Raw genomic sequence first — 14,768 nt, 5'->3', positions numbered from 1 at the left:
AGGGCATGGGCTGCTTGTGACATCGGCAGCAGCGCAGGAGCCAACGGCATGACTTTGCTGTTTCTTGCGCCTCTCATATGGATCGCCGCTGCGGTTCCGTGGGTGATCCTGCACAACACCCTCGGAAGACGTCATCGCAGGACAGCCCTGATGGCAGGGCTCACATTCACCTTGTGGTCCACCTGGTTCCTTGTCACATGGCTCGGGATGCAGCACTCCTACCCCGCTCCGTTTTGCCCGGGCAACGTCCCACCCTGGTGGCCGAGCCTCATCCCGGCATGACTCCGGCACCGTTTGTGAACAACCTTGGCACCGGCAGCGGCAACCCACTCAACAGCGCCCCCGACCAGCCGCTTCACGCCACCAAGATCGTGTTATGAGCTCTTAGGAAAGGAGCATCTTCTGCAACCTGAGAGCTCGAGCAAGTTCCCTGCCGATGAGACTCCGAAAGGAGCCTACCGAGCGACTTGAAGCGCTGGCCAGAAGTCGACACGCAAGGGCAATATCGGACACTGACCCGGAACCCGTCCTGCGGGCCCATCTCAACGGCTCTGGACTTTCGCTCGCCTCGCAGGCAAGGAGCAATGACCGGCCTTGCAGAAAAGCAAGCGTCGGATTTTCTACGAGTCCGGGTGCCATGATGCGCGCCCCTTCACTCACAGTTAGCGCAGCTCCCAAGTCATTCAGTCTCGGGTTCGATCGCAATTCAAAGGACCGCACCAGAAGGCTTGCGTACTTCAGAAGTATCCTGGGATTAGTGAAATCCTCAGCGATGACTTGCATACCGTATGGAGCGCCCTCCTCAGCGAGAAGTTCTGCACAGTCGCGAAAAGGGCTGCTGCCATCGGCCCAAGACGCAGTGTAGGGACCCTGGCGCCAAAACAGGTCTGCCATATCGTCGGCCAGCAGAGAGGGCAAACACTTGTCCACTTCAAGTCTCGCGGTCATACTCACCATCGCCGCGCGCCAGTCGGTATCCTGCAGTCCTCCTAGCAGGAGCACGGCCCTCTCGCACTGCTCCATGCCATTTCCCGGCCGATCTCTAGCTTGAATGACGAGGACGTCCGCGTACAAAATTCTATATCGTCTAGCAGTGTACGCGTCCCCCCATGCCGAATTCTCCAACGTGGCCAGTTCGTCGAGCGCCTCCTCAAGATTCCATATATATCTGAGGAACTGCGCTTTGAGTACGGCTAGTTCCGGAACCGGGCCCCATCGCTCAAGACCTTGGTTCAAGATCTCAAGCACTGGCTCATTATCTGGTTCACGATTCTTTTCACATATGGCCGCAGAGCGCTGATACTGGGCTTCCATACGAAACCTCGGCAAAACCAACTCCGGACGGGGCCCCCATACTGACTCACGGCGATCCAGCTCTGCACGGCGCTTCTCATATACCGCCGCCAAGCTCTGTAGTTTTACATCGATTGGGCGTCGCATCCACCTCCTGTGTCCGTAATCCGACTTCGCCACCGCGATGAGCGAACCCTCTGACGCCCATCTGCGACTGAGCGCCCAGAGGTCAATCTGGATGTCACGAGACGAGGAGATTCGACGAGACTTGGCCCACCTGCGATAGCTGGCCAATTCCTTACGCAGTGGATCACTATCCGAGGAGAAGACATCATTTTCCGGATTTTCCTCGTCCTCGTCAGTAGAGACACCAACCGAAGCGAGACAGCGAAGATAAGTCCACCATGCCGCCGCACTGGGTGTCTCTGCAGTGACCCACTTTAACAACGAAAGGGCGTAATTGGACGATTCTTCGCCCCTACGTCTTTGAGCGCGATTTACAGACCGCGACTGGGCTCGAGACAGCGCAAGCACCAAGCGAGCCAGCGCCAGCAACGGCCGATTGTCACCGCTCCTGGCAAGAAACCTTAGGTCATCTTCATGCTGAATAATCAAGGCGTACGCCTTGCTCAACATTTCCGCTCGGTCGACCAGCGCCAATTCGGCCTCGGCAGCCATCCGAACCGCGGCGGCGACACGGGAGGCCGCAATGGCACGAGATGTTCCCTTCGAATAGTTCTCGACTGCCGAGAAGAGTTCGTGCAGTTCCGGCATCCAGACGTCAGGTGCGGCACCCGTGATAACTGCGGCCCGCACGAATTGAGTTCGTGACGTCACCGCGCTGATCACACCCCCACCTTCTGCGGTCATTACGCTCCAGGAATCCCGTAGCGTGGGCAGGACATCATCCGCTTGGACGCGACGCGTCAAAACAGCTAGAATCTGCGCTTCGGCCCTTATCCGCTCTAGTGTTGCGCCGGGGATTGGCGCCCGGCGCTTAGTCCACGACAGATCGTCCCGATAGGGCATGCGTAACCGGTCAAGCATGCCGGCTACGAAATTGGAGTCGCCGATCCGTATGGAAGTTTCGCAACTGTCCAATGCGATTTGGAGATACGCGCTTCGGTGGGCCACATTCACCGGGCTGATGCCGAAGTGGTGCAATACCTCGCGGCGGACAGCTTCCACGTCACCGTCGAAATCGTATCGGAGATCTAGTTCCCGCAATGCCAGGCGCACCAAATCGATACCCGCTTCGTCATCCGCCGATACGGAGAGGCTCAAACTCTTCCCCGACATCAGTCTCTGCCGAAAATCACGAGGCCGGGGAGAATTTCGAGCCAGGAACAGGATCTCGGCAGCATTCAATGGGCTTGAAGAAGGCAACCCCGCTGCAAGCGTCGCAGGAATCACCGGACCGAGGGACTCGCCCGACGTGGTACGAGCGACGGCGTCCATGAGATCTCGCGTGATCTGCGCAGACCAGACGCTAGTTCTCGGTGATTCGGTTACGCGCACAAGAGTCTCTTCCAGCACCTCCCGCGGGGCTTGACGCACAACATGAGATACGAGCAATTCAAAAGCCTCAGAAGATGACTGAGGGAGAGTCTCAATTGTCGCCGAAATAATTCTTGGTATCATGCGCAGGAAAATTTTCTCTGGAGACGGCGCGCCTTCCGTTTTACGCATCCAATGGCCATCAAAAAGGACGCGCCCCCATTCCTCAGGAATATCGAGTGGCGAATGACAGGAGCACGGGCCGATAATCGTGGATGAGATCAGCAGGACCCAGTCGACCCACGAATCGGCTTCTTCTACTGCATGCAGCAACTTGAGGCCCACCTCATAGGCGTCCTCCTTCGCCGCCTTCAAGAGGGCCTCAGCGATAACGTATTGATCGCTTGCCTTACCCTCTAGGAGTTGCAGTGCTGTGATCAAAGTACCCGGCTGCAGAACGTCATGGTCAACGAGCGAGCACGCGTCTTCGCAGGTTTGGGCTGACAGGCAGCTTTCCTCTGCGAGCATGCGCCCGGCTTCGTCGTACGACAACGGCATGAGCGAGATCTGCGACCGGACGCGCATCCTCGGGGTCGGTTGTATGTTTCCGGCTCGCCTCGCAACGATCACTGTCGCTTTGTCGAGTACTCCCGTCTCAATTAGTTCAGATAGAGTATCCCGACCGGAATGCCGTGTGAGTGAGAAATCGGCATGGTCAAGGGCCAAAGCAACGTGCTGCGAACCTAAACGACGCCAGACCTCAAGGCGTACGGCAGCAATGCGCTCGGCTGAACCCGACATATGGAGTGCGTTGAGCGCGACATCCAGACCCAAGTGCTGAGCTAGGGCGCGCAACATCACCTGATCGCCCACCGAGTATCCCCTGAGGTCTACATAGGCAGCCTTTAGAGGGGGTTGTTTCTGGCTGGAAACAGCCCAGTGCAGCCAGCGCCCCAGGATAACTGTCTTACCGGCTCCTGGCGGCCCTATCAACTGACGAATAGTATTGGGTCCCGAAATGGACTTGAGCCGCTCCACGACATCCGGCCGAACAAGAGCAGCTTGCGGCACATGAGGCAAGGGGGTCAGCTCAGATGACTGACCTACCCCTGCAGCGGGGAAACCCGCCGCAACATAAATTCGAGAGTTGTTAATCTGCAGATTCCGCTCGCCTAACTGAGCGATGAACCTGCTGCCGTCGTCGGCGGCTTGACTCTCGTCACCTGCTTCCCTCGGACCTCTGTTCTCCTTTCGTCGGCGCGGGAAAGCTGTTCAACTGCAGACCACCATCGCCAATGTAGGTGCCTTGAGAATCCCGCACATCGATCTTGTACTTCCCGCCCTTGTAACCGGATTCGTCGACCAGGCTCAGCAACTTCTGTGCGGCGGCAAGGAGCTCCTGATCGCGATCAGCCTCGGCTTCCAGGAGCTCAGCAGTCAACGGCGCCTCCCACGTATCGGGAGCCTCTTGATGGCGCTCGAGGACCAGAGTCCCATCGTGACGGTCGGCCAGTCGCCTCCAGGCGAGTGCCTTCACACCTGCGTATGCGTCCTTGACCACCGCCGCGGCGGTCTCCTTCGACCCTGACGCCGCACCCGCAGCGAGCGCGGCCACGATCAGTGTGACCGGATCCATGCCACACCCCCCCTTTTTTTGTCCCAAGGTTCAGATTTTCCCGTTGGTTCAGGATGCTCCCATAGTGTCCTGCAATCTGTGAGATGAACGGCGAACCTGATTGGCCGCAGCTCAGTCGGACGACAGGTCAGCGCAGTGAGCGCTGGGGGTTCCTACTCCGAGTCAGGAGAGAGCATCCGCCATCGCATCGCCCGCGAGAGCATCGAGTCCTCCACACAGCTGGGCGGTCTCCTGGCTCGCCGGATGCCGACGTCTGCACCGCCGCTACAAACGCCGGCCCGAGCACTTCCTGGCCCTGCCGACAAAGCCGCGGCCCTGATCAGCCACCGCCGACATACCGACTGGAACAACGTCTTAGCTTGTTCTTTATGGTCTGACCTCGAACGATGCGCCGAACGTGCTCGCTCAAACGAGGATTCCGGGGACGTGCTGACCGACGCCCTGTTGTGTGCGTAAGGGCCGGTGAAGACGCCGGTCGACCTCACGCTGACCGCCGAGCACCGGCGCGGGCACGGCGCGATGTACGAAGCCCTGAACGGCGGGAACGTCGATGTGCCACGGTTGCGGCAGGTGCTGGCCGGGCTGCCTCAGCCTGAGGCCGCCGACGGGCGCCTGGTCCTGGCCGTGGACGTCACCCACTGTCTGCGGCCGGACGCGCCGACCAGTGCGGACCGCTTGTTCTGTCACGTCTACGGCCGCAGCGGACGCTCCTCGGACCAGTTCGTGCCCGGCTGGCCCTACTCGTTCGTCGCCGCGCTGGAGTCGGGCCGGACCTCGTGGTGTCAGATCCTGGACGCGCTGAGGCTGGGGCAGGCCGACGATGTCGCCGAGGTCACTGCCGCCCAGGTCCGCCGGGTGGTCACCGACCTCATCGACATGGGGCGTTGGAAGCCGGGTGACCGCGACATCCTGGTTGTCTTCGATGCCGGATACGACGCTCCGCGCATGGCCCATCTCCTGGCCGGACTACCGGTGGAGGTCCTGGGGCGGATGCGCACGGACCGTGTAATGCGCAAGCCCGTCCCGGTCCCCTGGATCTCTCCGCCACAGGGAGGACGCCCACCGAAGCACGGCAAGGAGTTCCGCTTCGCCAAGCCTGATTCCTGGGGCGATCCGAGCGAGGAGACCGCACAGGTCACCAACCGCTACGGCACCGCCGCATGATGGCCTGGGACCGCATTCACCCGAGGCTGACCACGCGCTCGGCAAGGATCGACCACACCGGCGAACTTCCGCTCATTGCAGGCACGTTGATACGTCTGGAGGTCGACCGCCTGTCGGGTGAGGACGTCGATCTGCGCCGGCAGGCGTTCTTGCGCAGGTTCGATCTGGAACACACCTTCCGGATGGTCAAGCAGACGTTGGGCTGGAACCGCCCGAAGCTCCGCACGCCCACGGCGGCAGACCGGTGGACCTGGCTGATCATCGCCGCCCACACCCAACTTCGCCTCGCCCTGCCCTTGGTCGCCGACCTTCGCCGACCGTGGGAGAAGCCGGCGGACCCGGGTCGGCGCACCCCGGCCCGGGTCCGCCGGGGGGTTCAGGAACCTCCGCCCGGACCTGCCCTGTCCGACCCGTGCGCCAAAACCCAACCGGCCCGGCCCCGGCAGGCCGCTCGGCTCGAAGAACCGGCGCCCCGCCACCCGCTACGACGTCGGCAAGACCACCAGACGCCCCGAAAGCATCACCCAACGCGACCAGCTCAGACGCTGAACACGACTTCAGAAGGGAACGACCAGCCCGGCTTCTCGCAACCCAAGCAATGCCCTGCCCATGCACTCGGCGGCCGAGGCCCCATCGGCCCTCATCCCACCGTCCAGGGGCCCACCGGAGGCTGCGAATGTCCACGCCGGCTGACCGTCACGCATCCGCTCCGCATCGACCCGGACCATGGGACCTACACCCTGCTCGCCGAGCCATTCCAGGATGAGCGTCGTCGCGTCCTCGACGCCGCTGTCCAGATCCACCTTGGGCCGCCGCCCCATGGCCATGGCCACAACACTACTCAGGGGCTGGATTGACCTTGTCGCACGCTTTCAGACGGCTCAGACCATAAGAACAAGCTTAGCGAGCGCCCTTTACCTTGCCCCACCGCAGGAGGACGACCGGTGCCACCTTGGCCCAGCAGGGATGGGACCGGTGTCTCAATAGGAGCAAAGGTCCCGCGAGACCCGCGTCGGGTCGCTGCTCGCGCTGCCCCAGTCGTACTCGTCAAACTTGCCCGCCGGCGTGCTGCCTTCCCTTACGAGCACGTACAAGGTGTGTCCCCGGCGATCCGTCGTCGCGGTGCTCGTTGTCCACGGTCCGCTACAGCAGTCCGTCAGACCGCCCTGGTTGCTGAACAACGCGCACGCGCTCGCCACCGTTTAGAGGTGCAGCGGTGGCGAGCGCGGTCACGCGAGGAGGGCGGAGGTGTCAGCAGTAGAGGTTGGCGCCGGGGGTGACGCCGAGGATGCCGGTGATGCGGTTGTAGGCGTCGACGCGGCTCTGGACCTGCGCGGGGTTGCGGCCGTCGCATTCCAGGGAGCCGTTGATGGAGCGGATGGTCTGGCCGAAGCCCGCGCCGTTGACCATGGCGTTGTGCGGGGTCATGGTGCCGGGCCCGGACTGGGTGTTCCAGTACCAGAGGCCGGTCTTCCATGCCACCGAGGAGTCGTTCTGCACGAGCCAGGGGTTGTTGAGGAGGTCGATGCCGAGCGCGTCACCGGCGGCCTTGTAGTTGAAGTTCCAGCTGAGCTGGATGGGGCCGCGACCGTAGTAGGCGGCCTGGCCGGCCGGGCAGCCGTAGGACTGGCTCCAGTCGCAGTAGTGCGGGTAGTTGGCCGTGTTCTGCTCCACGATGTGGACCAGTCCGCCGGTCTCGTGGTTCACGTTCGCCAGGAAGGCCGCGGCCTCCTGCTTCTTCACCGTGTCACTGCCCGTCTTGGCGAAGGCCGGGTAGGCGCTGAGCGCGGCGGTCAGCCCGCTGTAGGAGTAGAAGGAGTTCCGGCCCGGGAACATCTGGTTGAACTGCGCCTCCGTCACGACGAATCCACTGGGGGTGGTGCCGCCGCCGGTGGCCGGAGCCGTCCACTTCTGGTTCGCGGCGCCGGTGCAGGTCCAGATCTGCAGCCGGGTGGCGTTGGCGGAGTTGTTGCCGCTGACGTCGAGGCACTTGTTCGCCTGGGGGTTGACGATGTCCCGGGCGGCCGTCACGACCCACTGCTGGTTGGCGCCGCCCACGCAGTCCCAGAGGTGGATCTGGGCCCCGTCGGCGGTCGAGTTGTTCGAGACGTCCAGACACTTGCCGAGCGCCCGGACGGTGCCGTCGGAGCCGACGTTCCACTGCTGGGCGGCGCTGCCGTTGCAGTCGTAGAGCTGCACCGCCGTGCCATTGGCGCTGGAGGCGCCGGCCACGTCGACGCACTTGCCCGCCAGGCCGCTGATCTGACCGGTGGCCGCCGCGGCGGGAGACGCGGGCAGCACGCTCAGCAGGCCCACGAGCAGAGAGCCGGCCGCGACGTAGGCCGCACGCCCCCATCTGAACTTCATGCCCATGTCATACCTTTCGCCATTTTGCACTCAAGTGGGGAGTCGAAAGAGGGGTGTTGAACCTTGGCAAGTCCTTCACCGCTTGTTTTAAGTCGTGAGCGAAAGCGCGTCAAGGCTTTGGTATGGACCAATCGGAAAGCGGCGGCTGAACAGGCCGGGGAACGGCCGAAGGCCCTTGTCCCGGCGCCAGTCGCGCCGGGACAAGGGCCTTCTCGGAAGACGGGAAAGGTCAGACTCCCGCCGGTTCCGGCGACTTGTCCTCGTCACCCGCGGGGGTGGTGGTCCCGCCGGACTTCGCGGCCCGCTTGGCCGCCTTCTTCTTCGCCCGGCGCTCCTTGCGGAGTTCGACGACGGTGTAGAGCGTCGGCACCAGCAGGAGCGTCAGCAGCGTCGACGAGATCAGGCCGCCGATGACGACCACGGCCAACGGCTGCGCGATGAAACCGCCCTCACCGGTGACGCCCAGAGCCATCGGGAGCAGCGCGAAGATGGTCGCGAGCGCCGTCATCAGGATGGGACGCAGCCGGTGCCTGCCGCCCTCGACGACCGCCTCGACCGTGCCGTAGCCCTGCTTGCGGTACTGGTTGATCAGGTCGATCAGCACGATCGCGTTGGTGACCACGATGCCGATGAGCATCAGCATGCCGATCATCGCCGGGACACCCATCGGGGTGCCGGTGACGACCAGCATGCCGATCGCGCCCGTCGCCGCGAACGGGATCGAGACGAGCAGGATCAGCGGCTGGATCAGCGACCTGAACGTCGCCACCAGCAGCATGAAGACGATCGCGATCGCCGCCAGCATCGCCAGGCCCAGCGCGGCGAACGAGTCCTCCTGGTCCTGCGAGACACCGCCGATCTCCGCCGTCGCACCGGCCGGCAGCTTGAGCGCGTCCAGCTTCGACGTGAGGTCCGCGCTGACCGCGCCCGTGTTGTCGCCCGTCGGCTTCGCCGTGATGGTGGCGGCCCGCTGACCGTCGATCCGGGTCATGGAGACCGGACCGTCGACCACCTGAACGGTCGCGATGTCACCGAGCTTCACGGCGCCCATCGGAAGGGCCTTCAGCTCGGCGAGCGTCCGGGCAGGCTTCGCCGACCTGATGACGATGTCCCGCTCGGTGTCGTCCAGGACGGCCTTGCCGCTCGTGGTGCCGCGGACCGCCTCGCCGACGGCCGCACCGAGCGTCGCGTCGTTGAAACCGGCCGCCGCTGCCTCGGAGTTGGCCTTGACCGAGATACGCGGCACGCTCTGCGCCAGGTCGCTCGTCACGTCCGTCACGTCGTCGAGCTTCGCGACCTCGTCACGCACCTCTTCGGCCGCCTCGCGCAGGGCGCCCGCGTCGGACGCCTTCACGACGACGCTCAGATCCTGGCTGCCGAACCCGTCCCCGGCCGCGACCGTGGTCGTACCGGCACCGGAGAGCTTGCCGAGCCCCTCCTCGATGCCGTCCTGGACGTCGTCGAAGGAGGCCGAGTCCTCCAGCATGATCTGGTACGAGGCCTGGTTGGTGTCCGTGCCACCGCCGAACGCGGCCATGAACCCGGACGAACCGATGGTGACCTGGTAGTCCTTGACGCCTTCGACGCCGTCGAGCATCTTCTCGACCTGCCTGGCCGAGGCGTCGGTCGCCGCCAGGCTGGTGCCCGGCTTCAACTCCTGCTTGACGCTGATGACCTCCTGCTCGCCCTGGTCGAAGAAGTTCGTCTTCAGCAGCGGCGCCATGCCGAACGTGCCGATCAGGACGACGGCGGCGATCGCCACACTCGTCAGCCGCCGCCGGGTCGCGAAGCGCAGTACGGGAACGTAGAGACGCTGGAGCCGGCTGCGCTCCTCCTTCTCCTCCGCCTTGCGCCGCGCTTCCTCGGCGTCCGCCGGGGTGCCCTTGGGGGCGCGCAGGAACCAGTACGACAGCACCGGTACGACGGTCAGCGAGACGAGCAGGGACGCCAGCAGCGCCGCCGTGACCGTCAGGCTGAAGGAGCCGAACAGGGCGCCCACCATGCCTCCGGTGAGGCCGATCGGCAGGAAGACGGCGACCGTGGTGAGGGTCGAGGAGGTGACCGCGCCCGCGACCTCGCGGACCGCCTTGAGGATCGCCTCCTCGCGCTCCTCGCCGTATCCGAGGTGCCGCTTGATGTTCTCCAGGACCACGATCGAGTCGTCGACGACCCGGCCGATCGCGATGGTCAGCGCGCCGAGCGTGAGCATGTTGAGCGACAGGTCGCGCGTCCACAGGACGATCAGCGCGAGCACCACGGACAGCGGGATCGACACCGCCGTCACCAGGGTCGAGCGGATCGAGGCCAGGAAGACCAGGATGACGAGGACGGCGAAGAGAAGACCCAGCGCGCCCTCGGTGGTCAGACCGTCGATGGACTTCTTCACGGCCGGGCCCTGGTCGCTGACGACGGTGATCTCCGCCCCCGCGCCCAGGTCCGCGCGCATGCCGGCGAGCTTGTCCCCGACCGCGTCGGAGATGGCGACCGCGCTGCCGTCGTGGTCCATGGTGACGTTCACGGCGAGGCTGGGCCTGCCGTCGGTACGCGTGATGGAGTCGGCGGTGGCCTGCTCCTCCTTGATGGCGGCGACGTCGGCGAGACGCACGGGCTTCTTGCCCGGGGCGCCCGCGACCATCAGGTCCTGGATCTGCTCCAGCGAGGTGAGGCCGCCGCCGACCTGGACGGTGCGGTTGCTGCCGTCCTCGTCGAAGGAGCCCGCGGGGACGGTCGCGCCGCCCGCCTGGAGGGCCTGGCCGAGCGCGGCGGAGGTGAGCCCGGCCCGCTTCATGTCCTTGTCGTCCGGGGTGACGGTGACCTGGAGGTCCCGTACGCCGTCGACGGTGACCTGCCCGACTCCGTCGATGCCCGTCAGGTCCGGCACGACCGTCCGGTCGAGCCGGTCGGAGAGGGCCTGCTGGTCCTCGTCCGAGGTGACGGCGAGGACCACGGTCGGTATGTCGTCCGTGGAGCCGGCGAAGACCTGCGGGTCGACCGTGTCCGGAAGCTGGACGCGGGCCCGGTTGACGGCCTGCTGGACGTCGGCGACCAGCTGCTTGGTGTCGTTGCCGTAGTCGAACGACGCCATGATCAGCGCGTTGCCCTCGCTCGCCGTGGACGTGACGCCGGTGATGCCGTCGACAGACTCGAGGTTGTCCTCGATGGGCTCGACGACCTGCTTCTCGACCACGTCGGGAGAGGCACCCTGGTACGGCGCGAGCACCGACACGACGGGCAGTTCGAAGGTGGGCAGCAGCTGCTGCTTGAGCTGGGGGATCGCGATCGCTCCGAAGGCGAGCGCGACCACGGACATCAGACCTATCAGGGCCCGTTGCGCGAGGCTGAATCTGGACAGCCAGGACATGGGTGAGGGGTCTCTCTTCTGTGGTGTGCGCGGCAGGAGGGGCACATCTGAGCACCCCCGCTCACACCTTGAGCCATCACCGGCGGCCGTTCCGTCGCCCGCAGGTCCATTTCCTTATGCGGAACCTACTCCAGGCGCAGTACACGCCGGTGGAGTTCAGTCCACCCTTGGATGGACCAGCCCCGACTCGTACGCGATCACGACGAGCTGTGCCCGGTCGCGCGCGCCCAGCTTCGCCATGGCCCGGTTGACGTGCGTCTTCACCGTCAGCGGGCTGACTTCGAGCCGCTCGGCGATCTCGTCGTTCGAGTGCCCGCCGGCGACCTGTACGAGCACCTCGCGCTCGCGTCCGGTGAGCGCGCCGAGCCGCTCGGCGCGGGCGGGGTCGCGCTCGTCGTCCAGGCCGTCGCCCTGCGCGAGGAACTTGGCGATCAGGCCCTTGGTCGCCGCCGGGGACAGCAGTGCCTCGCCGCCCGCCGCGATCCGGATCGCGTTCAGCAGCTCCTCCGGCTCGGCCCCCTTGCCGAGAAACCCGGACGCGCCGGCCCGCAGCGACCGCACCACGTACTCGTCGACCTCGAACGTCGTGAGCATCACGACCCGCACGTGCTCCAGGGTCGGGTCGGCGGTGATCAGCCGGGTGGCGGCCAGCCCGTCGGTCCCCGGCATGCGGATGTCCATCAGCACGACGTCGGGCCGCTCCTGGCGCACCAGGAGTACGGCCTCCGCGCCCTCGGACGCCTCGCCGACCACCTCCATGTCGGGCTCGGAGTCGACGAGCACCCGGAAGGCGCTGCGCAGCAGGGCCTGGTCGTCGACGAGCAGGACGCGGATGGTCATACGGAGGCCCCCCGGGCGGGTGTGCGGTTCTTGACCGGAAGGATCGCATGGACCCGGAAGCCGCCTCCGTAGCGGGGACCGGCCGTGCATCTGCCGCCGAGCGCGGTGACCCGCTCCCGCATTCCGAGCAGCCCGTGCCCGCCGCCCTCCTCCGGTCCGTCGTCCTGCCCCGGCCCGTTGTCCAGGACGGTCACCTCCACGTTCGGTCCCACGCGTACGACGCTGACCTCGGCCTTCGCGTCCGGGCCCGCGTGCTTCCGCACATTGGTCAGGGCTTCCTGGATGACGCGGTACGCGGCGAGGTCCACGGCGGCGGGCAGGCCGGTGCCGTGGTCGCGGGCCACCTCGACGGGGAGGCCCGCGTTGCGGAAGGTGTCGGCGAGTTCGTCGAGGCGGCCGAGGCCGGGGGCCGGCTCGGTGGGCGCCTCGGGGTCCCCGGACTGCCTCAACAGCCCGACGGTGGCCCGGAGTTCGTTGAGGGCGGAGCGGCTGGCGTCGCGTACGTGTGCGAGCGCCTCCTTGGCCTGGTCGGGCCGTTTGTCCATCACATGGGCGGCGACTCCGGCCTGCACGTTGACCAGCGCGATGTGGTGCGCGACGACGTCGTGCAGATCGCGGGCGATCCGCAGCCGTTCCTCGGCCACCCGGCGGCGGGCCTCTTCCTCCCTGGTCCGCTCGGCGCGCTCCGCGCGTTCCCTGATGGCGTCCACGAAGGCACGGCGGCTGCGTACGGCGTCGCCCGCGGCGGCGGCCATGCCGGTCCAGGCGAAGATGCCCAGGTTCTCCTGGGCGTACCAGGGCAGCGGGCCCGCGAGCATCGCCGCCGCGGTCAGCACGGTCATCGTGACCAGGCCGAGGCGCCAGGCCGTGTGGCGGTCGGTGGCCGAGGCGACCGTGAAGAGGGCGACGACGGCGGACATCGCCACCGGGGCCCTGGGGTCGCCGACCACCAGTTCCACGAGGGAGACGGCGCCCGTCGCGGCGAGGACCGTGATGGGCGCGCGGCGGCGGAAGACCAGGACCGCCGCGCCGAGCACCATCAGCGTGAGGCTGAGGGCGTTCGGGGTGCGGGTGATCCACGTCGCGCCGTTCTCGCCGTGCGGGTCGACGAAGGAGCCGGCCACCATGCAGGCGAGGACGCCCGCGGCGAGCGTGGCGTCCACGGCCAGCGGGTGGGCCCGGGCTCTGCACATGGTCCGATCCAGCGTGCTCACCCGTTCACGGTACGGGGCCGGCGCGGGGCTCGGAACGGCGGTAGCGGGTGTCCCCAGGGCCGGGGTGGGCGCGGGGGTGTCCGCCGCCCCTGCCCGTCCCTGGAGGCTCGAGACCCCCGCTGCCGACCCGGGCGGCCTCGTCGTCAAGCGCCGGACGGGCTGAAGAAGCCGTCGTCGCTCAGCATCTCGCGGACCTCTTCGAGGGTCGCGTCCGGGGACGGAAGGATCAGCTCCGACGGTTCCAGGGCGTCGTCCGGGAGGGGAGCGCCCAGCCAGCGCACCTCCTCCAGGAGGGCGCCCAGGGTGCGGCGGAAGCCGGACTCGTCGCCGCTCTCGACCTCCACGAGCAGCTCGTCGTCCAGCTTGTCCAGTTCGGCGAGGTGGCTGCTGTCCAGCCTCACCTGCCCCTCCCCCATGATCCGTACGATCATGTCGCCCTCCTAAGGCGTGGGTTACCGCTTGCTACTGCTTGTCGAAACGGGGCGTGTCCTGCGGCTGGGACTGAGACTGGCCCTGACCGCCCTCGATCGCCGGCTTCGACTCGGGACCGCCGGCCAGCTCGGCCTTCATGCGCTGCAGCTCCAGCTCCACATCCGTACCACCGGAGAGCCGGTCCAGCTCGGTCTGGATGTCGTCCTTGGCCAGCCCCGACTGGTCGTCGAGGGCGCCCGAGGCGAGCAGCTCGTCGATCGCGCCGGCGCGCGCCTGGAGCTGCGCGGTCTTGTCCTCGGCACGCTGGATCGCCATGCCGACGTCGCCCATCTCCTCGGAGATGCCGGAGAAGGCCTCGCCGATCCGGGTCTGCGCCTGGGCCGCGGTGTACGTGGCCTTGATGGTCTCCTTCTTGGTGCGGAAGGCGTCCACCTTGGCCTGGAGCCGCTGTGCCGCGAGGGTGAGCTTCTCCTCCTCGCCCTGGAGGGTCTGGTGCTGCGTCTCCAGGTCGGTGACCTGCTGCTGGAGCGCGGCCCGGCGCGACAGCGCCTCACGGGCCAGGTCCTCCCGGCCGAGCGCGAGCGCCTTGCGGCCCTGGTCCTCCAGCTTGGACGACTGGTTCTGGAGCTGGTTCAGCTGCAGTTCCAGGCGCTTGCGACTGGTCGCCACGTCGGCGACGCCGCGGCGCACCTTCTGGAGCAGCTCCAGTTGCTTCTGGTACGAGTAATCGAGGGTTTCGCGCGGGTCCTCGGCCCGGTCAAGGGCCTTGTTCGCCTTCGCGCGGAAGATCATCCCCATACGCTTCATGACACCGCTCATGGGCTTCGCGCGCCCCCTTCTGACGGACTCCAGCTCCAGGTACTGCAACAGAACCCACAGTACGGGCCCTGCATCCATTACCGCACTGTTCGGGGACGGATGCGCTCATCCCCAAGGACGACTGCGAACGGCACCGCTCCGGCGT

At 66.1% G+C, this 14,768-nt stretch carries 9 protein-coding genes and 2 pseudogenes; 2 read left to right on the top strand and 9 right to left on the bottom strand.

Annotated features, from left to right (window positions below):
* Window positions 1–384: 384 nt before the first annotated feature.
* Both ACIBLC_RS25160 and ACIBLC_RS25155 read right to left on the bottom strand, forming a co-directional pair.
* Window positions 385–3,663, bottom strand: a complete 3,279-nt coding sequence (locus tag ACIBLC_RS25160) for a hypothetical protein (RefSeq protein WP_399213421.1) — start codon at window positions 3,661–3,663, stop codon at window positions 385–387.
* 346 nt (window positions 3,664–4,009) lie between these two features.
* Window positions 4,010–4,426 carry a hypothetical protein gene (locus ACIBLC_RS25155; protein ID WP_399213420.1) on the bottom strand — a complete coding sequence of 139 codons (417 nt, stop codon included), beginning with the start codon at window positions 4,424–4,426 and terminating at the stop codon, window positions 4,010–4,012.
* A gap of 162 nt (window positions 4,427–4,588) precedes the next feature.
* Here ACIBLC_RS25155 and ACIBLC_RS25150 point away from each other — a divergent pair.
* A pseudogene (locus ACIBLC_RS25150) lies at window positions 4,589–4,768 on the top strand (IS5/IS1182 family transposase); the annotation flags it as partial.
* A pseudogene (locus ACIBLC_RS25145) lies at window positions 4,742–6,139 on the top strand (NF041680 family putative transposase). The pseudogenes ACIBLC_RS25150 and ACIBLC_RS25145, both read left to right, overlap by 27 nt.
* An 8-nt stretch (window positions 6,140–6,147) precedes the next feature.
* Here ACIBLC_RS25145 and ACIBLC_RS25140 read toward each other — a convergent pair.
* The 7 genes from ACIBLC_RS25140 to ACIBLC_RS25110 all read right to left on the bottom strand — a co-directional run bounded on the left by ACIBLC_RS25140 (window position 6,148) and on the right by ACIBLC_RS25110 (window position 14,623).
* Window positions 6,148–6,417, bottom strand: a complete 270-nt coding sequence (locus tag ACIBLC_RS25140) for a hypothetical protein (RefSeq protein ID WP_399213419.1) — start codon at window positions 6,415–6,417, stop codon at window positions 6,148–6,150.
* A gap of 424 nt (window positions 6,418–6,841) precedes the next feature.
* Window positions 6,842–7,963: a glycoside hydrolase family 19 protein gene (locus ACIBLC_RS25135; RefSeq protein ID WP_399213418.1), complete on the bottom strand. Its 1,122-nt coding sequence runs from the start codon at window positions 7,961–7,963 to the stop codon at window positions 6,842–6,844.
* Between the two features lie 223 nt (window positions 7,964–8,186).
* A complete protein-coding gene (locus ACIBLC_RS25130) occupies window positions 8,187–11,318 on the bottom strand; it encodes an efflux RND transporter permease subunit (protein WP_399213417.1) in 3,132 nt (1,043 codons plus the stop codon).
* Between the two features lie 156 nt (window positions 11,319–11,474).
* Window positions 11,475–12,158: a response regulator gene (locus ACIBLC_RS25125; protein ID WP_399213416.1), complete on the bottom strand. Its 684-nt coding sequence runs from the start codon at window positions 12,156–12,158 to the stop codon at window positions 11,475–11,477.
* The gene (locus tag ACIBLC_RS25120) at window positions 12,155–13,372 is read right to left on the bottom strand and encodes a sensor histidine kinase (protein ID WP_399213415.1); all 1,218 of its coding nucleotides are present in this window, start codon (window positions 13,370–13,372) and stop codon (window positions 12,155–12,157) included. Before ACIBLC_RS25120 ends, ACIBLC_RS25125 begins: the two co-directional genes overlap by 4 nt.
* Window positions 13,373–13,515: 143 nt before the next feature.
* The gene (locus tag ACIBLC_RS25115) at window positions 13,516–13,803 is read right to left on the bottom strand and encodes a hypothetical protein (RefSeq protein ID WP_399213414.1); all 288 of its coding nucleotides are present in this window, start codon (window positions 13,801–13,803) and stop codon (window positions 13,516–13,518) included.
* A gap of 31 nt (window positions 13,804–13,834) precedes the next feature.
* On the bottom strand, window positions 13,835–14,623 hold the full coding sequence (locus ACIBLC_RS25110; protein ID WP_399213413.1) for a PspA/IM30 family protein: 789 nt from the start codon (window positions 14,621–14,623) through the stop codon (window positions 13,835–13,837).
* Window positions 14,624–14,768: the final 145 nt, after the last annotated feature.

It is taken from the genome of Streptomyces sp. NPDC050535, from assembly GCF_044457665.1.
GTDB lineage: Bacteria > Actinomycetota > Actinomycetes > Streptomycetales > Streptomycetaceae > Streptomyces.
Note: the sequence above shows the minus strand (reverse complement) of the source record. Positions and strands in the feature narration are given on the sequence as shown.